The sequence below is a fragment of the Paenibacillus sp. GCM10023250 genome, from assembly GCF_042653205.1.
Classification (GTDB): domain Bacteria; phylum Bacillota; class Bacilli; order Paenibacillales; family Paenibacillaceae; genus Paenibacillus_Z.
This window is the reverse complement of the sequence record NZ_JBHSHY010000039.1, coordinates 1-19,949: the sequence shown is the minus strand read 5'-3', so window position 1 is coordinate 19,949 and position 19,949 is coordinate 1. Positions and strand designations below refer to the sequence as shown.

The window sequence follows — 19,949 nt, the reverse complement described above, 5'->3', positions numbered from 1 at the left end:
TTCGCTTCGTTTTTCAGGCGAATAACTAGATGTCCGCAGGAACCAAAGACTGGATGAGTGGTGGCGTCTATATCTAGATTAACGAATTTTCGAGACGATTTGTTTCGCCGGGATGCGCGCTTCTTGCTGCAAGCGGTCGATCGCGGAACCGTGCGACGTCCGCCACAGCGCCGGATCGTCGAGCAGCCGGCCGACCGCGGCCGCGAACGCGCCGGGATCGAGCGATTCCGTCGTGCCGACGGCTCTAAGCCCGAGCCGGTTCAGAAACTGGTCGATCTTCGGGTCGTACGACAAGCCGACGAGCGGCACGCGTTGATTCGCCGCATAGATGAGCGCGTGCAGCCGCATGCCGAACAGCGCGTCGCACCGGCTGACTTCAAGCAGCATCTGCTGCGGATCGTCGCCGGGCTGGGCGATTTCGGCGACGCTGGCGCCGAGCTCGCCCAGCTGCGCGATCACCTGCCGGGACGCCTCGGCGTCCGCCGGCGTGTGGAACGGCAGGAACCGCAGCCGCACCGCCCGGCTGCGGGCCAGCGCGCCGAGCGCGGCGGCGGCGCGCGCCAGGTCGGCCCCGTCCTTGCGCCAATGCCGCAAGGACACGCCGACCACCGGCAGCGGCGAATTCCCCGCCGCCGCCGGCGGCGCGCTCGCGCCCGCCCGGTCCGCCGGCTCCGCCCCGGCGGACCCTTGCCCGCTTGCGGCATGGCCCGCAAGCGGCTGCGCTGCCGGGAGCGGCAGCGCCATGACCGGATCGGGCACCACGTCGATCCGGTCGCGCGGCACCCCCATCCGCCCGAGCAGCTCGGCGGATTCCGCGTCGCGCACGGACACGTACGCGCTGCGCCGCATCACGCCCCGAATGAGCCGGTCCATCCACCGGCGATTCACGGGGCCGATGCCCTGCGCGTAGATGAACGTCGGCTTGCGCAGCAGCTGCGCCAGCTGGATGATGCCGGTATAATACGGAATCGTCGCAGCGCCGGTCGCGTCCTGCAGCAGGCTGCCGCCGCCGCTGATGAGGCCGTCGCTGCCGCGAAGCGCGCGCACGATCTCGCCCAGCTTCATCCGATGGACGGCCTCGACGCCGTACATCGCGGTCGTCCAGGCCGGATCGGCCGACAGCACGACCGGTTCGATCCGCACGCCCTGCGACGCGCCTTCTTCTGCCAGCGCGAACAGAATCGATTTCAGCACGGCCTCATCGCCGCTGTTGCGAAACCCGTAGTAGCCGGAGATGACTACCCGACGGATTTGGGAGCCGGTTTGGCCTTGACGAACCGCGGTGCCCATAGCTTCCATGCTCCTTCCAAGACCTGCCACACGCCGATCAGCACCAAGCCGATCAACGCGCCCAGCACCAGGCCGAGCAAGTCGCGAATAATGGATATCGCCAGCGGCGTATGAATATGCGCGAACGTATCCACCATCGACAGCTGGCCGATCGATCCTACAATAAATAATACCCACGCCGCGCGGTAGCGAAGCGCAAGGAATAATCCGGCAAAAAAGAGCGGGTGCGACAACAGGAATTCTTTCGTCCTCGGACGCACGCCGAACGTCGTCTCCAAGAAGTTGCGGAACGCAAGCTCAATGGCCGAAGCCGAGCCCTCGTTGCCGGTCCGCGACAAGTAGTACAAGCCCAACATACCCACGACCGCGGCGACCGCTACCCACAGCACCGTGATCTGCATCTTCAGCAGCTTCCGGATATTGCCGATGACGGAGTCGCCCGTATAAAGCAGCAGGTAGAGCGCCGTCAAGGCGATTGGAGCGAGATGCAGCAGGCTGACGCCGCGGAACTGCTCCAGCACGAGCTTGTACGTGATGTTGTTCAATAGCCCGACCACGAACGGAATACCGCACAGCGAGATAACCGACGTCGTCGCGAAAATGGCCACGGCCATCAGGAGACGGCGCCACGCCGTGATCCCGGGGAACAACCAGCGGAGCTGCCCGTCCGCGCGGGCCGCGGCGTTGCCGTCCGTCGCGCCGATCGGCCGGCGGTTGCCGACGGTATGCGTCCGCACGCGGCGGATCGCCCAGATCATGGCCAGCGTCGGCGCGCTGATCGCGGCGCCGAGCGCCAAGCCTTGCTCGAAAACGGACTTGGACAGTACGTAGAGCCCCGCGCTGCCGACCAAGCCGATCACGAATACCGGAATGGCGACGCCCGGCAAGAAGACTTGGATCAGCAGCGCGATGAACGCGATCGCCCCGAGCGCGACGAGCGCCTTCAGCGGCTTCAGCCAAGACGGCGACTCGTATTCGAACGGCAAGGCCGGTCCCGGCTTATACCCGAGCTCGTCCAGCTTCGCGAGGAAGCCGTCCTTGCCCTGCAGCGATTTGTAGATGTTGTCCATCGGATCCGTGATGGACGACTTCGCGGCATTGCTGGCCGGCGCGGCATTAATGTAGAACATCCGGATGCTGCGGTCCTTCACGGCCAGCTGGAACCGGTCCGCGATGTCGATCGGCTTCATGGCCGCGGCATCTTTGTCCGGGAGCGAGTACAACCGGGCTACATTATAATGCGTCAGGTACGCGAGCGTGCCCAAGCCCTGCTGAGGCTTAGAATTCTCAATGGTCGAGATTCCGATACCATGCTTGTTGAGCGTCTCGGCGAAATGCGTCAGCGTTTTCTTCTCGGCATTGTCCGCAAAGCCCTTGACGGCGTTGCCGTCGAACAGGATCCGCGTGACGCCGAGCGCCTCGTAGGACGCCAACAGCTTGTCCACGTCTTCGGCGTTGTACGGAATGCGGTCGGACAAGCGCGGCACGATGCGGAAGCCGGCGTCGTGAAGCATTTGAACGGCGGCCGGGTCCGGCTGCATCGTCTTCAGCATGGCGTCTTCGACCGGCGTCTCGATCTTGAGGCCGTTATTGTCCTTGAAGCTCCACGGCGCCGTGGCGATGCCCCATTGCTTGAACGTGTTCTCGATCACGGGGCGAAGCGCGTCTTCATCCTGCTTGGAATTGAACAGCAGGTACGTGTAATTCTCGTCCTGCTTCAGCGGCTTGCCCTGCAGGTCGCTCAGCGTGGCCGAGCTGTACAGCGAGATGCGCCCGCCCCATTTGAGCTCTTGCAGCGACGTTTCGTAGACGGCCATCGAGCCGATGCCGGCCGCTTTCATCTTGACCAGCTCGTCCCGCACGTATTGCTGCGGATGATTTTTATAAGCCGCTACTTGAAGCAGGTCCCGGTAGTCGAACACGAGCTCCACTTGCTTGGACGAACGCTCGACCTTCCAGCGCTCCGCGCCGACGGGGATGGCCGCGATGATGCCGATGATGATCAGGACGCTTAATACGGCGACTGCCTTGCGATTCCATTGGTGCCAATTCGGACGCACAACTTCCACTCCTTAATATAAATCCTGGCGGGGCTTGCGCCCCGCCAGGAAGCTTCTGCTTAAGCCTTGCTGTCGACGCGCGCCATAACGGCATCCTTCAGCGCCTTGATGACATCCTGCGAATGACTCAGCGATTGGCCGCGCACGGCGAAATACACTTTGATCTTCGGCTCCGTGCCCGAAGGACGCAGACAGAACCACGAACCGTCCTCCAGCAAATACTTCAGGACGTTCTCGGCTGGCAGACCTTCGATGCCCGGCAGGTAATCCAGCACCTGCGTTACGCGCACGCCGGCCACTTCGGCAGGCGGGTTGTCGCGCCAGTCTGCCATGATGCCGGCGATCTTCTGCACGCCGTCCACCCCTTTGAGCGTCCGGGACTCCAGGCCCTCCAGGTAGTAGCCGAACTGCGCGTACAGCTCGAGCAGCACGTCGTACAGCGTCTTGCCTTGGCTCTTATAGTACGCGCCAGCTTCGCTGATGAGCAGCGACGCAACGACCGCATCCTTGTCGCGGGCGTACGTGCCGGCCAGGTAACCGTAGCTTTCCTCGTAGCCGAACAGGAAGGAATGCTCGCCGGTATGCTCGAACTTCGTCATTTGCTCGCCGATATATTTGAAGCCCGTCAACGTGTTGATGACCGCCGCGCCGTAGGATTTGGCGATGTCCGCGCCCATCTCGCTCGTCACGATCGTCTTGATGACGGCGCCGTTCGCCGGCAGCTGGCCGCGCTCCTTCAGCGTGCCGAGCAAGTAATGGACCATGATCGCGCCGGACTGGTTGCCCGAGAGCACGACGAACTCGCCTTCGTTGTTGCGGACGACCGCGCCCATCCGGTCGCTGTCCGGGTCCGTGCCGATGATGAGGTCCGCGCCGATCTCCTGTCCGAGCTTGATGGCCAGCGTGAATGCTTCGCGCTCTTCCGGGTTCGGCGACTTGACCGTGCTGAAATACCCGTCCGGCTGCTCCTGCTCCTTCACGATATGCACATTGGAGAGACCGACAGCTGCAAGCACGTTGCGGACCGGCATGTTGCCCGCGCCGTGGAGAGGCGTGTAGACGACCGTCAGCGCATCGCCGAGCCCGTTTTGCAGCAGTTCGCGGTTCAGGCTTTGCGCGGCGACCGTGCGCACGTAATCCTGGTCCTCCGCGTCGCCCAGCCAGCGGAGCAGCCCCTTCGCTTCGGCTTCCTCGCGGCTCATCCGCTTCACTTGATCGAACCCGGTCACGGCTTGGATCGCGCCGATGACCTGCTCCGCGTCAGCCGGCACGAGCTGGCAGCCATCGGAGCCGTACGCCTTGTAGCCGTTATACTCCGGCGGATTGTGGCTGGCCGTGATGACGATGCCGCTCGTCGCCTTCAGCGCGCGAACGGCGAACGACAGCTGCGGCGTCGGGCGAAGCCCTCGGAACAAGTACGCCGTGACGCCGTTCGCGGCCAGTACGAGCGCGGCGTCCAGGGCGAACTCCGGCGAATTGTTGCGCGAATCGTGGGCGATGACGACCGACGGCGACGACGATTTGGTCAGCGTCCAGTTCGCCAGGCCTTGCGTCGCTTTGCCGACGGTGTAGACGTTCAACCGGTTCGTGCCGGCGCCCATCACGCCGCGAAGGCCGCCGGTGCCGAACTCCAGATCGCGGTAGAAGCGGTCCTCGATTTCCTTGTCGTTCCCCCGAAGAGTTGCCAGTTCTTCTTTCGTAGCGGCGTCAATCGAAGGATCAGCAAGCCAAGCCTCGTAGCGTGCAACAGCAGTTTGGTTCATCTCCAGCATCCTCTCCATAGGTTTTTTTATTTGATATCATTCAATCGCCGAAGGCCGCGGAACCGTCAATTCTTATTCCGGATCCTTCAGCGCGAACATAATTTCGCCTTCGGCCACGATCTTGTCTCCGACTTTGGCGGTAGCTTGTCCTTTGCCGATCGGCCCTTTGAGACGCGTGATCTCCACTTCCAGGATCAACGTATCGCCCGGGGTTACCTGGCCGCGGAAGCGGAAGTTGTCGATGCCGGCGAAGAAGCCGATCTTGCCGCGGTTCGCTTCCACTTTCAGGATCGCGACGGAGCCGACCTGCGCCAGCGCCTCGACGATCAGCACGCCCGGCATGACCGGGTACGCCGGAAAATGGCCGGTGAAAAACGGCTCGTTCATCGTGACGTTCTTCAGCCCGACCGCGCGCTTGCCGTCCTCCACCTCGAGGATGCGGTCGACCAGCAGAAACGGCGGCCGATGCGGAATGATTTCCTGGATTTGTTGAATATCGAGCATTCGCGAACTCCCTTTCGTCCTGCGTGTTATAAATTGCTTATTATTGTGCCACAATAAGGCCATCCTACACGAACTGCAGTCGTGGGGGTTAAGATAAGGGAGATTGAGCGCGCCGCTTCACGCCTGCGTTCAGTCTCCTTTTTACGTTCACCCTAAGCCTCTCGCGCGTGGTTCTCTCCGTTGTCCCCGGCCGGGACGCCGCGGTCCTCCGCCTTCTTCTCCTCGCGGTTCAACGCCAAGAACAGCCCGATGTAAATGGAAGTCGTGACGAAGGAGAAAGCGATGACGCCCCATAGATACGTCCGCGCCCACGGCATTTCAAAGAAGATGAAGAAGATGGCCGCGTAGTAAAGCACCGTGGTCAGCTTGCCCATCCAGTTAGCGGGTACCGTCTTTTTCCCCCGAAAGTGAAAATACGCCGATCCCGCGATCATGCCCGCGTCCCGAACGAAGATCGCGGCTCCCGCGCTCCACGGAATATGGCCCGTCAGCAGCAGGGACAGGATCACGACGATCATCATCACTTTGTCGGCCAGCGGATCCAGCATAGACCCGACCGTCGTCACTTGCCCGTACTTGCGCGCCAGATACCCGTCCAAAATATCGGTGAGCCCGGCCAGCACCACGACCAGGAACGCCCATTTCATATGATTCGTGACGTCCGAGACGAACACGGCCACATACACGGGAATGAGCGCGAATCGCAGCAGGGTGAGCAAATTCGGAACATTCATCAAATGCTTACGCCTCCTTATGAACTAAGGGCGATCGGCTTGCTCGGACGGCAGGCGGGGGCATGGATGGCCCGGGTCGTTGCCGTTCAGGGAAAGCCCGCGTATTCCGGTCCCCCTGGCGCGACAGACATTCTTACCCATTATACCGCTACGCTGGAAAAAATAAAACCTGCCCCCGAGGGCCCTCTCCGGCGCCGGTCGCTTCCCCGCCGCCTGGCCGCCCCGCCTGTACGTTAAACTAATTTTGTCAGAAATCGCGTCATGCCTTCATAATCCGGCCCTCCGAGCCGTTAATTAAAGAGACTAGACGAACCGGTTGTCCGGCCTTTCGCCGGCGTCCCGTTCGCCCTTTGCCATCGAAGCCGCACGGTCTGCAAAAAACGCTTCTATTAATAAGGGCACATTCACGTACTTGGAGGTATTGAATCCGCATGCGCAAGAACGCATCTGCCGCTCCCGTCCCATTCAAGCCCTGGCTTACGGCCCTGCTCGCCATCGTCCTGACGCTGTCTTCCTTCGCAAGTCTCGCTTACGCCGAGGATACCGTCACCGGCCTTTCCTTCGACAACCCGCCGTCCCCGGCCCGCCTCTATATCGACGACGACGCGCTGCAGCTGGACGCGCTCGCCTCGATCTCCGGCTCCGCTTCCTTGAAGAACGTCACGACGGATGCCGCCTGGTCCACCTCGAACTCCGCGATCGTCAAAGTGACGAGCGGCCTGCTCACCGCGGTCGCCAAGGGGTCCGCCACCGTTACCGCGACGTACAAGGGCTTCAAGGTGTCTTTGCCCGTCTCCGTTGATTATTTATATGACAGCGTGACGATCAAGAATGACGGCTCGGCCGTAGATTCCGCGGTTGACGTCAAGCTCGGCGACAAGCTCGCCTACGGCCTCTCCGCCGCGAAGAGCGGTTCGTCCGACCGGGACGTCACGAAAGACGCGGCGTGGACCAGCTCCAGCACGGGCGTCGCGACCGTCGAGGACGGCGAGATCACGCTGCTCACGGCCGGCACGACGACGATTACCGCCAAATACAAGGGCCGCTCGGACACGGTCAAGCTGACCGTGACGTCGCCGTACAAGTCGCTTTCGGTCATGCCGGGCGGCCTGATGGAATTCACGTACGGCGATAACGCCAAATCGCTGACGGCCACGGCGCTGACAACGGCAGGCGCCACGGAGGACGTGACAAGCGAAGCTGCCTGGACGACCAGCAGCGCGTCCGTCGTCACGGTCGACAAGGGCGTCGTCACGCCCGTCGGCAACGGTACCGCCACGATCACCTCGACTTACCTCGGCGCGAGCGGCAGCGTGACCGTCGTCGTCCGCCCGGCCTATGAAGCGATGCGTCTGACGCCGAAGGACGACCAGAACCTGACGCTGAAGGACGAGCCGGTCGCGTTCACGGCCGTCGTCCAAAACGGCGGCGAAGAACCGATTACCGTTACGGACATCGCCGACTGGACGTCCAGCAACGTCTATGCCGCCACGGTCGATAAAGGCGTCGTCACGCCGAAGGGGATCGGGAGCACCGTGATCAAGGTGTCCTACAAGGGCGTCACGCAGCAAGTGAACGTCACGGTCTACCCGACGGTCGCGAGCATGACAGCTGCGAAGGACGCGATCGACGTGTTCCTGGATGACGCCGTTACGCTGCCGAAGATTACGGCGACGACCCTCGCCGACGAGAAGGTGGACGTCTCGAGCCTCGTCAATTGGACCAGCAGCAACACGGACGTGTTCGCTAAAGTCGACGGCAAATGGAAAGCGAAGAAGACCGGCACCGCCACGCTGACCGGCAGCATCCGGTCCAAAACCGTGACGATCAAGGTCACCGTGCACGAGCAGCCGCTGCTGCTGACGGCCGACCAATCGAACCTGTCCGTCGTGCTCGGCAAAGAAGCGAAGCTCCCGGCCATGACGATGACCTACGCAAGCGGCGACGAAGAAGACGTCACATCGCTCGTGACGTGGAAGAGCTCGTCGCCGAACCTGATCGTCAAGACGCCGAACGTGAAGGGCATCCAAGCGTCCTCGGTCACGCTGACCGCTTCCTACCTTGGGAAGTCCGCGACGGTACGCGTCACGATCGAGGAAGAAATCAAGAAGCTGCTCGTCGACAACAGCGCGCCCGTATTCAGCCCGGGACGCAGCTATACGCTTAAAGTCACTGGCGTCTACAAGAGCGGCAAGTCCGTCTCGCTCACGTCGAAAATGAACTGGACGATGGATCCCGAAGCGCTGGCGGCGGTCAAGGGAAGCTCCATTAAGACGTTAAAAGAAGGCACGGGCAAGCTGACCGGCTCCTACCAAGGCAAGTCCGTCGTCCTCTCTATCACCGTCGTCGGGAAGCTGAAGAAGCTGATCCCGACGGTTAAAACGCTGACGCTTGCGCCCGGCGCGAGCCAAGCGGTGAAAGTGACCGGCGAGTACGAGGGCGGCCGTAACGGCGACGTCACCAAAGCCGCCGCGTGGACGACCGGCAACAACCGGGTCGCCACCGTTCAGGACGGCGTCATTACCGCGGCCGCCAAAGGCACCACGTACATCCGCGGCACGCTGGAAGGCAAGACGGTCAGCATCCGCGTCACCGTGAAACCATAATCGCCTAGGCTGCGGTCCAAGGCGCCTGATCCCGAAACGCAAAAAAGCCTGCCCGGAGAAACCTGGCAGGCTTTCATGCGTTCTTGCGGCGTCTAGCCCGCAAAAACCAAGTCGTACATATGCTTCCATGTCGCGATTTGGAAAATTTCGCTCCCCGGGTGCTTGCCGAGCACTGCATACCCGATATACATCCCGCCGAGCACGGCCAGGATGCACAGCACCGGCACAATGCTCTTCAGCAGCGTCCAGCGCAGCGCGCGCACCGCCGGATGGCGTTTCTTGCGCGGCTTCGCTTTCGCCTTCGCCGAGCCGGCTTCCCGCTCCGGCCGCCTAGCGCCGCTGCGGGCTTTATCTGACGCCGGTCCAGTCAGGCCGCCCCGCTCCGCGGGCGCGATGCTTTCCAGGCCGGCGGCCGTTTCTTTTTTTGAATCCATAGGCATTCACTCATTTCCTAAGCGCGCAGATTGTTAGCCAGTCCCATCATTGTATCGCTTGAGGTCAAGGCTCTGGCGCTGAGTTGATAGGCCCGCTGCACACTGATCAAGTCCGTCATTTCGTCGGCTAAAACGACGTTGGACTGTTCGAGGTATCCTTGCTTGATGGCGATCTTTGATCCGGCACCGGCCGTGACGTCATGCAGGACGTCGCTTGCCTGTACGCCGTCAGCCACCGCGAACAGATTGTCCGCAACCTGCGTCAGCAGTCCCGGTTTGTCCGCCTGCACCAGCTTCAGCCGGCCGAGCTGCATGATCGTGCCGCCCGGAAGCGTGCCGAAGACGATGCCGGAGGCGTCGATTCGGACGTCTTGGACGTCGGGCGGGATTTCAATCGCTTGGTTATCGGCGGAGGAGACCGGATAGCCGTCCTTCGTCGTCAATATATTGATGCCGTTGCGGGTAAACGTCGTATCGAACGAGCCGCCGCGCGTGTAGGCGAGGTGCCCGGCCTCGTCGACCTGCACCTGGAACAACGCGTTGCCCTCGATGGCGACGTCGAACGGTTGATCCGTCTGCCGAAGCGGCCCTTGGGAGAAGTCCGGTTCGATCATCGTAAGACGCGAGCCCCAGCCTTGGTTGAAGCCGAGCGGCGTCAGCCGTCCGGGCTGCTCGAACGCTTGGGGCTGTTCCTTCAGCGTCGTCAGCAGATCCTCGAACGTGCCGACCTTTCGTTTGTAGCCTACCGTATTCACGTTCGCGATGTTGTCCGCCAGCATGTCGAGCTTCTGCTGCAAGCCGCTCATGGACGCCATCGCGCTGATCATCGAGCCGTTCATTCCCATAGCCTCCCCTGCCTTGCGCGCCAGTACGCCGCGTTAGACGCGTCCGATTTCATTGACCGCTTTATCCATGCTTTTATCGTAAAACTGAATGACCTTCTGGTTCGCTTCGTACGCGCGCGCCGCCGACATGAGGTCGACCATCGATTGGGCGGCGTCGACGTTGGATCGCTCCACGTAGCCCTGCCGCACTTCGACGCGGTCTCCCGCGTTCACGGGACGCACGCCCGTCTCGCCGTCCGCCAGCTTGAACTTGCCGTCGCCTTCGCGGACGAGCTTGTTCGGATCGTCCACGCGCGCGATGAGCAGCTGTCCCGCGCTCGCGCCCGTCAGCGGATTCACGAGCCGGTAGTCGGCTGTGATCGCCAGGTCATTGACCGTGACGCCGTCCGGCAGCCGGAACGGCCGACCGTCCGCGCCGAGCACCCGGGAGCCGTCCGGCATCGTCAGATAACCCTGCTCGTCCGGTTGGAACTGGCCGTCGCGCGTATAGCGGGTCTCGCCGTCCCTGTTCTGCACCGCAAAGAACGCTTGCGGCTGGAAGATCACCCCGCCGTCGGCCGTCAGCGCCTTGCCGGAGGCATCGAACGCCACGCCCGGCACTTGGATGTCCGAGACGATGGCGAAATCGCTGAAGCGGTTCGTCTGCATCAGATCCCCTTGCAAGTTGACCTGCAGGCTCTCTTCGGCGAAGACGCCGGTGCTCAGCCTGCCGACCGTTTGGCCGTTGTCCACGTCCCGCGACCCCGTCATACGAAGGAGCATATCCGGGAAAGAATGGGTAACCGCATAGTTCTGTTTATAGCCCGGCGTATTCATATTGGCGATATTGTTGGTGATGGTATCATGCCTGTTCTGCTGCGAAATCATTCCCGCCGCAGCCGCGTACAGTCCTCTTAGCATGGCGAAACCTCCTGGCGCTTGCCGATCGATCCGATCGCGCGCGTTATCCTACCGATAATATCGGATAACGCCGCTTCGCGTTGAATAGACGGGATCTATGCCTGAAGACCTATTCTGCGACCGATGCCCCTCGGCGCGCCCCCCTATGGCGCCCTACCCGAACACCGGCTGTCGATCTATTCGCGTCTATGCGGTTCGATGCTAACGCTTGGAGGCTCCCGCCCGCCGAGGCGTGCGGTCCAGATGGTCAAGCAGCAGGCCTGTCCCTTTCACGACGCAGTGCATCGGATCTTCGGCGATCAGCACCGGCACCTTCAGTTCTTCCGCGAGCAGCGCGTCCAGACCGCCCAGCAGCGCGCCGCCGCCCGTCAGGATGACGCCGCGGTCGATGATGTCTGCCGAGAGCTCCGGAGGCGTCCGCTCCAGCACGGATTTGGCCGCCGAGACGATGGAGGATACCGGTTCCCAGAGCGCCTCGCGCACTTCGTCCGAGTAGATCGTGACGGTCAGCGGCAAGCCCGTGACCATGTCGCGCCCGCGGATATCGATCTCGTCCCGGAACCCATTGTCGTACACAGTGCCGATCTTGATCTTGATGTCCTCGCTTGTCCGTTCTCCGATCAGGAGCTTGTACTTGTTTTTGATATACTTCGAGATCGCCTCGTCGAACTTGTCCCCTGCGACCTTGATCGACGACGCGGTAACGACGTCGCCCATCGAGAGCACCGCCACGTCCGTCGTGCCGCCGCCGATGTCGACGACCATGTTGCCGCTCGGTTGGTAAATGTCCATGCCGGCGCCGATGGCGGCCGCTTTCGGTTCTTCCTCGAGGAACACGTCCTTGGCGCCGCTGCGCTCCGCGGCTTCCCGGATTGCTTTTTGCTCGACGGACGTGATGTTCGTCGGCGCGCAAATAAGAATGCGAGGGCGGCTGTACCAGGAACGGCCGCCGACGCGATCAATGAAGGCCTTCAGCATGATTTCCGTAATTTCAAAATCGGCGATGACGCCGTCGCGAAGCGGTCGGATGGCAATGATGTTTCCAGGGGTCCGTCCTACCATCCGATACGCTTCTTCACCCACGGCAAGCACGCGCTTGGTTTCGCTTTCGATCGCCACGACCGAAGGCTCATCCAGTACGACGCCCTTCCCTCTCACGTGAATGGACACATTTGCCGTTCCCAAGTCTATCCCGATATCCTTGCTAAACATAAGTCTGAAGTCCTCCAGCGCGAATAATAGTCGAGTGCAATCCACATCCCGTATAGTATTCGCTGAAGGGTACGAAAATCCTCTATTTTTGTAGAAAAAATCGCTTACGATTTTGCCGCGGCCAGGACTTCGCGCTTGCGTCCGGAGCTCTTCTTATACTTGATCTTGGTGGCTTCTCCTCCCCTAAGGTGCCGGATCGATTTGTGGTATTCCAGGATATGCTTCACCTGGTCCGCCAGATCGGGATTGATCTCCGGCAAGCGCTCGGTCAAATCCTTGTGCACCGTGCTCTTGGAGACGCCGAATTCTTTCGCGATCGTTCGTACCGTATGCTTCGTCTCGACGATGCAACGGCCGATTTTTATGGTCCGTTCTTTGATGTAATCGTGCACGCTCCCGCCTCCCTACTCGAGATAGTTTGGTACATTATATGAGGGGTACGGGTATATATTCTTTATGTCCAAGCGTGACAAGCCCAAGAATTGCGATTATTTTCAAACAAGTCTCCGAAACGCAAAAAAGAAGGCGGGAAATTCCCGCCTTCGGAAGGGTTCGCGGCCGGTTGCCGCCTTGCCGTAACGCTTATTGCTGCGCGTCCGCGCTCGCTGTTTCGATCAGCGTGGCCGGGTTAACCGGCTTGCCGTCCTTGCGCACTTCGAAGTGCAGATGGACGCCGAGGTCCTTCTCCAGCTCGCTGCGGCCCGCTTTGGCGATGACGTCGCCCTGCTTCACTTCGTCGCCGACTTTGACCTGCACGTCGCTCAGGCTGTTGTAAATCGTCACGAGCCCGTCGGCATGCTTGATTTGCACCACGTTGCCGTTGACCGGATTCTTCTCGGAGACGGTAACGACGCCGCTGAGTGCTGCCATGACGTCGAACGCCTTGTCGTCCTTGCCGAGGTCGACGCCCATGTTCGGAACGAGCGTGTTGTCCGGACCGTCGACCCAAGCGGCCAGGCGGTCTTCGTTGCTGGCCTTGGCATCGTAGAACGGCGCTACGACGTCGAGCTGGCTCTTGTCGCCCGGCCATTTCATGACTTCGCTCGCCGATTGCTGGATCGCCTTGTCGGTCTCTGCCGGCGGCTGCTCGTCGAGCGTTTGCTCATCCGTTCCCTCTTGCGTGGTATCTACGGTCGTGCTGGCCGGTTTCTCTGTCTCCCCGGCTCCCCCATAGAGCCACATTAAGGTTACGATGATTGCTGCGGCGGCTAGAAACGCTGATGGTGCTGCCCATTTTTTAGCCATCAGTTTTCTCCACGCAGACGGTTTGACGGCATTGCCTCCCAGAACGTTTTTGGGAGCTTCTTCATTGAACTTGGATTTGTTATCACTCATTGTTCAATCACCTCACTAGCCATTGTTGCCACAACCTAGCAGTTTATACGTGAGGGATTGACATTTTTTGAGATTGTTAGAACTAGCGGTTCGCGCGCTAGTCTAGCACGCCGGACGCCTGCACGACCTTCGTGCCCGTGTAGTAGTGCGCCAGAATTTCCCGCGCCGTTGCGCCTTCCTTGGCCATGCCGTCAGCGCCCCACTGGCTCATGCCGACGCCGTGGCCGTAGCCCTTCGTCGTGATAGATATCTCATTTCCGTCGATCGTCCACGAGAAATCGGAAGAAGCGAGAGACAGTTTCTCGCGAATCTCTCTACCGGTCAGCGTCTTGCCGCCGGCTCTGACGTCCTTCACCCGGTCGCCGGGCGTCGTGCCCAGGAGCCGCATGCTCCGGACCTCGGCCGTCGTCAGGCCGAGCTTCGCCGCCGCGTCCTTCAGCTTCATCGTCACGGTCTGCTCGTACTTCGGCGAGATCGCCTTGTCCCACGGGCTGGCCACGCTCCGCAGGTACGGCAGGTCGAGATCCCAGTAATCCGAGGCGTTCTCCGTGTAGCCGTTGCTCGTGGAGAAGAACGACGCCTCGATCGGCTGCCCGCCGTAGGTGACGATCAGCCCCTTCGTCTGCTCCACCGCTTCGTTCAGCTTGCCGAGGTTCGCGTCCTTCTCTCTCCCGTTCCACCGCTTCAGCAGCTCGCCCAGCGAGACGTACGCCTGGTTCATGACCGTGTCGTCCACGTCCGCTTCCCGCTCCCGCTCTCCGCCGAGCCCGCTCCGGTCCCCGGTCAGCAGCCGCCGGTAGATGTACGTGCGGGCGGCGATGGCCTGCGCCTTGAGCGCCTCAAGCTCGAAGTCGACCGGCATTTCGCCGGCCAGTACCCCGCGCACGTACAGCTCGATCGGTATATGTTCGATCCGTTTGTCCTTCGTCAGATACACCGACACCCACAGCCGATCATACGCGCTCAGCTGCTTGACCTGCTTGTCCGCGTCCCCCGCGCCGGCGTCCTCCGCACCGGCCGCCGCCGGCATATCCGGCCGCGCTGCGGCCCCGGCCCTGGCGTTCGAGCCGCCTTGCGGCGCCGGCGCGGCGGTCTCGGCCTCTTGCTCAGGCCGCGCCGACTCGGCCGCGGTCCATGACGCCTCCTCGCGCTCGGACGCGGCCGCGTTCGGCGACAGCCAGTGGACCGCGGCCTTCACGAGAAGCACGAGCAGCAGCCCCCATAGAAACCCGAACCACCAGCCCCTTGTCCATAATCGACGACGATAAGAGCGTCCCGTCCTCCATCTTGCCCGTTTCATGCGCGGCTCCTTTCGCGGCTTCGATTGTAGAGTCCTTCCTTCCCGCCTACTACAGTCTATGAACCGAAAAGATAGGATAGTACCGCGAATCGGGCTTTCACCCGGCCGGTCTGGCGTGCAAACGAGAAAAGACCCTATTTTCGCTTCTCCCGAAAGAGGAGTGAAAATAGGGTCTTTTGGTAGGCGGAGGGTTACGCCCAAGTCGGCTGCGCTTTAATGCGAGGCAGCTCTTTCTCCCGCTTCGCCGGCTCTTGCGCCCGCGCCGCCACGATCGCCGGTTCCGGCTCTTCGAGCACCGCGGCCACGCCTTCCAGCACCTTGGCGTAGAGCGGTTGAGCCGTTTCCGCCTCTTGATCGCGGTAGATGTCCGCGCCCAGCGCCGCCAGCTTGCCCGTAATGTCGACATATCCGCGGTCCACGTGATGGATGCCGCTGATCTCGCTCTCGCCGTCCGCGCAGAGCGCCGCGCACACGAGCGCGGCTCCGGCGCGCAGGTCGGTCGCCGTGACTTTGGCACCGGTCAGCCGCGTGCCGCCGGTGACGATCGCGGTACGGCCATCCACTTTAATATGCGCGTTCATCTTTTGGAACTCTTCCACGTGCATGAACCGGTTCTCGAATACCGTCTCCGTTACGATGCTCGTGCCTTCGGAAATCATCAACAGCGCCATCATCTGCGACTGCATGTCGGTCGGGAAGCCCGGGTACGGCAGCGTCTTGACGTCCACGGACTTCAGCCGCTTGGCCGCCGTGACGCGGATGCCGCTGTCCGTCTCGACGACGCCGACGCCCATTTCCTGCAGCTTCGAGATCACCGGCGCCAGATGGTCGGCGATCGCGCCCTCGATATGCACGTCGCCGCCGGTCATGGCCGCCGCGATCATATAAGTACCCGCTTCCACACGGTCGGGGATCACGGTATGCACAACGCCGCTGAGCGTCTCGACGCCTTCGATTCGGATCACGCCCGTGCCCGCGCCGCGGACGATCGCGCCCATGGCGTTCAGGTAGTTGGCCAAATCCACGATCTCCGGCTCCTTGGCCGCGTTCTCGATCGTGGTGATGCCTTCCGCGAGCGCGGCCGCCATCATGATGTTCTCCGTGGCGCCGACGCTGGCGACGTCCAGATAGATCTTGGCGCCCTTCAGCCTGCCTTCGGAACGCGCTTCAATGAAGCCTTGGCCGAGCACGATCTCCGCGCCCATCGCTTCGAAGCCTTTCAGATGCTGGTCGATTGGACGGGTGCCGATAGCGCAGCCGCCGGGAAGGGCGATGCGGGCGCGGCCGAGGCGGGCAAGAAGCGGCCCCATGACGAGGAACGAAGCGCGCATCTTGCGCACCCATTCGTACGGGGCTTCGAACGATACGAGCCGTTCAGCGGAAATGCGCATGGTCTCATTATCATATGTCAGCTTTCCACCCAGCGCGGAAAGCACTTGTTGAAGGGTCATGACATCATCGAGATCAGGTACGTCGTGGATGACGCTTTCGCCGTTCTGGGCGAGTAACGTGGCAGCGAGAATCGGCAGTACGGCGTTTTTTGCGCCGCTTACGCGGACAGATCCGGATAGTCGCTTGCCGCCGCGGACGATTATTTTGCTCATCTTAAGGTTTCCCTCCGCGTGCAGTAGATTCTTTTAATTGAGGAAATATTTGGTAGATCGATCCATACCCAAATTACATCTTACCATCCGCTTACAGGAATCGACAAGCGTTATTTTCTGCCTGTCGAAAGACGGATTTTTGACCTATTTTTGGCCCATTTTTATATCATTCGCAAGCGATTTCGACTTTCGGACCGTTATCTATTCCCCATTGTTTACATGTTTCCGGGTTGTTATTCGACAATGCCCTTGAGCAGCCCCGACCAGTTCCAGTAAGCCAGCACGAAAGACGCGAATCCGTGGCCGAGCACGATCGACAGGACGATCTGCAGCAAACGGGCCTGCCCTCCGCGGGGACGCTTCAGAATCGTGTCCCATTTCAGCTCCTGCAGGACGATCCAGGCCAGCGCGATGCTGAACAGCTCGATGACGATCGACAGCAAGGCATGCATGCCGGCCGTTGCGGCGACTTGTTCCATGTTCATGACTCCCTATTCTCTCCTAGATTCCCGGCGTTCAAAGCCCGCAGCAGCACCGCGGCGAATTCGGCCCGGGTCGCGCCGCGCTCCGGCTCGAACCGTCCGTCGGCGTAGCCGCCCATCAGCCCGAGCCGCTTGACGGCGGCGACTGCCGGCGACGACCACCGGTCCGCGGGCACGTCGGCGAAGGCCGGCCCGGCCGGGCGGGCGGTCCGCACGTTCAGCGCGCGCAGCAGCACGACGGCCATCTCTTCGCGCGAGATCGGGCGTCCGGGTCCGAACGTCCCGTTCGGATACCCGCCGATCCAGCCGGCGTGCGAGGCGTTCGCGACCGCCGCGTACGCCCAGTGGCCCGCACCGACGTCGCGGAATACCAGCGCGCGCGCGCCGCCCGCGGCGGGCGGGAACGCCCGCGTCAGCATCGATACCGCCTCCGCCCGGCTTACGGGCCGGTCCGGCTCGAACCGGTACGCCCCGCTGCCGCCGACGATCCCCTGCTTCCGGAGCGCCGTGACCGCCGATTCGGCCCAATGGCCGCCGATGTCCCGGAATCCGGCGGCCAGCGTCTCGGCCGTAACCCGTAGTCCATAGTATTGCTTGTCGAACGGGGCGCTCGCGGTCACCTTGATGTAATACAAGCCGGCCGCCAGCACCTTCTCCCGCGACATGGACGCGGCTCCCGGCGCGGACTGCAGCACGTAGAGCGGCTGCGACCGCTTATCGAACAGCTCCGCCTTCATGACGATGCCCGCCGGGATGCCCCCGATCCGCAGCGTCGTCAGCCGCTCGCCGCTGATCCGCAGCTGGTACCAATCCGCGTCGCCCGCTTTGCCGATCACCCCGGAATAACCGGAGCCCGGCGAGACGTTCGTCGCCGTGTACGCTTTGTCGTTCGGCTCGTTCGGATCCGTGTGCCGCGTCTCGAACTGAACGTTCAGCGCGTACTGCGCCGGCACCGGGCTGGCTTGGGCCGAGATCGCGTTGCGCACGCGGATGTAATACGTGCCCGGCGTTACGTTGATGGGCGGGGAGGCCTCGCCCTCCCCTTCGCCGTTCTCGTCCTCCTCGAGCAGCGTACCGCCCTGCCGTTCGTAGGCAAGCCCCAGGTCCAGCCGCGCCGAATCCGCCGTCGCCGACAGCTTGAGCGTCCCTCCGGCCTCGAAGCGGATTGCGTACCAATCCTCGTCGTTCGTCCGGTGAAAGTTCCCTACGATCCGCTGCGACCGGGGCGCCAGCGTGTAGGCTTGGTAAGGCTTGTCGTTCACTTCGTACGCATCCGGCGCGACTTCGAAGGAGGAGGTCAGCAGGTAAGCCAGCCGCTGCCCGCTCGCCCCGTCGAACAGCCGCACCTCGAAATCGTTCCTCCCTTTCTTGACGTGCCATGTGACCGTTTGGTTGCCGAACTTCGCATCTTGCGTCCCCCGGGACGAGGCGTCGCCGGCATGCGTCACCCGCAGCGTCGGGGCGCTCTCTCCCGCCACGGGCAGGCTCTGCACCTGAATCGCAACAGTGCCGTCGTACGGCGCCTCGACGCGGAACCAATCCGCGTCCTTGCCGCCGCTCAGCTCCGCGGCGATCTGCTTGCCGAGCGGAAACAGCTTCGCGGTCTGGCGGGTATCGTTCGGCTCGTAGGCGTCCGGCCGCAGCGCCGCCGCGACGGCCTTGTCGATCCGGAGCAGGCCGTAGCCGCTGCGGTTATCGAACCCGGGGGTGCCGATGTCCTTCGCCGACTGGCGGAGCACGGCCCGCACCTGATACGGTTTGTAACCCGGATGCAGCGCCCAGACGAGCGCCGCCGCCGCGGCCGCCTGCGGCGCGGCCATGGAGGTGCCCTGCTCCTGCTTATAGCCTCCGCCGACCGCCGTCGTATATACGCTCCACGGCGCGGCGACATCGATTTCCGGTCCCGCGTTCGACCGCGTCTCCGGCGCGCCGCCCGCCGTGGCGCCGGCTACCGCCAGCACCGTCGGATAAGCGGCCGGGTACTTCACCTTCGCTTTGGTCTCCAGCGTCCCGCCGTCGTTGCCGCTCGCCGCGACCAGCAGCGCCCCTTTCGATTCCGCGTACGCCGTCACTTCCTTCAAGTACGGCGAATAGCGGTACAGGCCGACCGAGAGCACCAGAATGCGCGCGCCGTGGTCGACGGCGTAGGTAATCGCCTCGCCGAGCCGTTCCTCGTCGCCGAAGCCGTCGGCGTCGAGCGCCTTGACCGGCATGATCCGGGCATGCCACAAAATGCCGGCGACGCCCGTCTTGTTATTGCCCTCGGCGGCGATGACGCCCGCCACCGCGGTACCGTGGCCGTTGTCGTCCTCCGGCGGCTTGCCCGGCGTCACCAAGTTCGTGCCGGGGACTAGATTGTCTTTCAAATCGGGATGGTTCAGGTCCACGCCAGTATCGATCAGCGCGATCGTCAGATCGGTCTGCTCCCGTACCTTGCTCCACGCTTCCCGGGCGCCGATTTGCGCCAGGTACTGCTGCTTCGGCAGCTCCGGATCGTTCGGGGCCGGCTCGGCCGCGAGCATGCGGACGGCGCCGACCGGCTGCACGTAGGCGATCTCCGGCCGGCTGCGCAGCCGGAGGAGCCACGCGTCCGCGTCCGCCCCGGCATCCGCGGGGCGGACCACGTCGATCGCCGCCCCGGGCAGCGCCAGGCGGCGCAGCACCCGCGTGCCCGGCAGCGGCTTCGCCTGCGCGGGGTCGCGCCACTTGATGAGCCAGGCCTGCGGCTGCGGCTCATCGCGGCCGCCGCCGGCGGCCGGATTCGGGACGGCAGACCCACCGGGGCCGTCCGTCGCCGCCGCAGGCGGCGGGGCCGCGGGAGCGGCCCCCGCGGCGGGCGCAGCCGCCCCCGCCGGCATTCCCGCGAGCAGCAGCGCCGCG

General features: G+C 62.8%; 16 protein-coding genes. 1 reads left to right on the top strand and 15 read right to left on the bottom strand.

Annotated features, from left to right (window positions below; all coding sequences use genetic code 11):
- Window positions 1-78 precede the first annotated feature (78 nt).
- From csaB to ACFPB1_RS22225, 5 genes are all read right to left on the bottom strand, one after another.
- Window positions 79-1,290, bottom strand: coding sequence for a polysaccharide pyruvyl transferase CsaB (csaB, locus tag ACFPB1_RS22245; protein WP_379228316.1), 1,212 nt, complete (start codon window positions 1,288-1,290; stop codon window positions 79-81).
- Window positions 1,239-3,350 carry a DUF5693 family protein gene (locus ACFPB1_RS22240; protein WP_379228315.1) on the bottom strand — a complete coding sequence of 704 codons (2,112 nt, stop codon included), beginning with the start codon at window positions 3,348-3,350 and terminating at the stop codon, window positions 1,239-1,241. Before ACFPB1_RS22240 ends, csaB begins: the two co-directional genes overlap by 52 nt.
- 59 nt (window positions 3,351-3,409) lie before the next feature.
- Window positions 3,410-5,122: a phospho-sugar mutase gene (locus ACFPB1_RS22235; protein WP_379228314.1), complete on the bottom strand. Its 1,713-nt coding sequence runs from the start codon at window positions 5,120-5,122 to the stop codon at window positions 3,410-3,412.
- A gap of 63 nt (window positions 5,123-5,185) precedes the next feature.
- Window positions 5,186-5,617 (bottom strand): 3-hydroxyacyl-ACP dehydratase FabZ, encoded by a 432-nt coding sequence (gene fabZ, locus ACFPB1_RS22230; RefSeq protein ID WP_379228313.1) that lies wholly within the window; start codon window positions 5,615-5,617, stop codon window positions 5,186-5,188.
- Window positions 5,618-5,769: 152 nt separating this feature from the next.
- A complete protein-coding gene (locus ACFPB1_RS22225) occupies window positions 5,770-6,351 on the bottom strand; it encodes a CDP-alcohol phosphatidyltransferase family protein (protein ID WP_379228312.1) in 582 nt (193 codons plus the stop codon).
- Window positions 6,352-6,782: 431 nt separating this feature from the next.
- Between ACFPB1_RS22225 and ACFPB1_RS22220 the strand changes: the two genes are divergently transcribed.
- On the top strand, window positions 6,783-8,957 hold the full coding sequence (locus ACFPB1_RS22220) for an Ig-like domain-containing protein (RefSeq protein ID WP_379228311.1): 2,175 nt from the start codon (window positions 6,783-6,785) through the stop codon (window positions 8,955-8,957).
- A 92-nt stretch (window positions 8,958-9,049) separates the two neighbouring features.
- Here ACFPB1_RS22220 and ACFPB1_RS22215 read toward each other — a convergent pair whose 3' ends face one another.
- The 10 genes from ACFPB1_RS22215 to ACFPB1_RS22170 all read right to left on the bottom strand — a co-directional run.
- Window positions 9,050-9,397 (bottom strand): DNA-directed RNA polymerase subunit beta, encoded by a 348-nt coding sequence (locus ACFPB1_RS22215; protein WP_379228310.1) that lies wholly within the window; start codon window positions 9,395-9,397, stop codon window positions 9,050-9,052.
- Window positions 9,398-9,408: 11 nt separating this feature from the next.
- Entirely contained in the window at window positions 9,409-10,230 is an 822-nt protein-coding gene (locus ACFPB1_RS22210) for a flagellar hook-basal body protein (protein WP_379228309.1), read from the bottom strand.
- Window positions 10,231-10,269: 39 nt separating this feature from the next.
- Complete coding sequence (locus tag ACFPB1_RS22205; RefSeq protein WP_379228307.1) at window positions 10,270-11,136, bottom strand: flagellar hook-basal body protein; 867 nt, start codon at window positions 11,134-11,136, stop codon at window positions 10,270-10,272.
- A 201-nt stretch (window positions 11,137-11,337) separates the two neighbouring features.
- The gene (gene mreB, locus ACFPB1_RS22200; protein WP_379228306.1) at window positions 11,338-12,348 is read right to left on the bottom strand and encodes a rod shape-determining protein MreB; all 1,011 of its coding nucleotides are present in this window, start codon (window positions 12,346-12,348) and stop codon (window positions 11,338-11,340) included.
- Between the two features lie 104 nt (window positions 12,349-12,452).
- Window positions 12,453-12,740: a sporulation transcriptional regulator SpoIIID gene (gene spoIIID / locus ACFPB1_RS22195; RefSeq protein ID WP_090575384.1), complete on the bottom strand. Its 288-nt coding sequence runs from the start codon at window positions 12,738-12,740 to the stop codon at window positions 12,453-12,455.
- Window positions 12,741-12,930: 190 nt separating this feature from the next.
- A complete protein-coding gene (locus ACFPB1_RS22190) occupies window positions 12,931-13,593 on the bottom strand; it encodes a peptidoglycan DD-metalloendopeptidase family protein (protein ID WP_379228305.1) in 663 nt (220 codons plus the stop codon).
- A 187-nt stretch (window positions 13,594-13,780) separates the two neighbouring features.
- Complete coding sequence (gene spoIID, locus ACFPB1_RS22185) at window positions 13,781-14,983, bottom strand: stage II sporulation protein D (protein WP_379228303.1); 1,203 nt, start codon at window positions 14,981-14,983, stop codon at window positions 13,781-13,783.
- A gap of 191 nt (window positions 14,984-15,174) precedes the next feature.
- On the bottom strand, window positions 15,175-16,587 hold the full coding sequence (murA, locus tag ACFPB1_RS22180; RefSeq protein WP_379228302.1) for a UDP-N-acetylglucosamine 1-carboxyvinyltransferase: 1,413 nt from the start codon (window positions 16,585-16,587) through the stop codon (window positions 15,175-15,177).
- Between the two features lie 233 nt (window positions 16,588-16,820).
- Window positions 16,821-17,072: a DUF1146 family protein gene (locus ACFPB1_RS22175; RefSeq protein WP_379228301.1), complete on the bottom strand. Its 252-nt coding sequence runs from the start codon at window positions 17,070-17,072 to the stop codon at window positions 16,821-16,823.
- On the bottom strand, window positions 17,069-19,949 hold a 2,881-nt coding region (locus ACFPB1_RS22170; protein WP_379228299.1), incomplete at its 5' end, for a S8 family serine peptidase. The genes ACFPB1_RS22170 and ACFPB1_RS22175, both read right to left, overlap by 4 nt.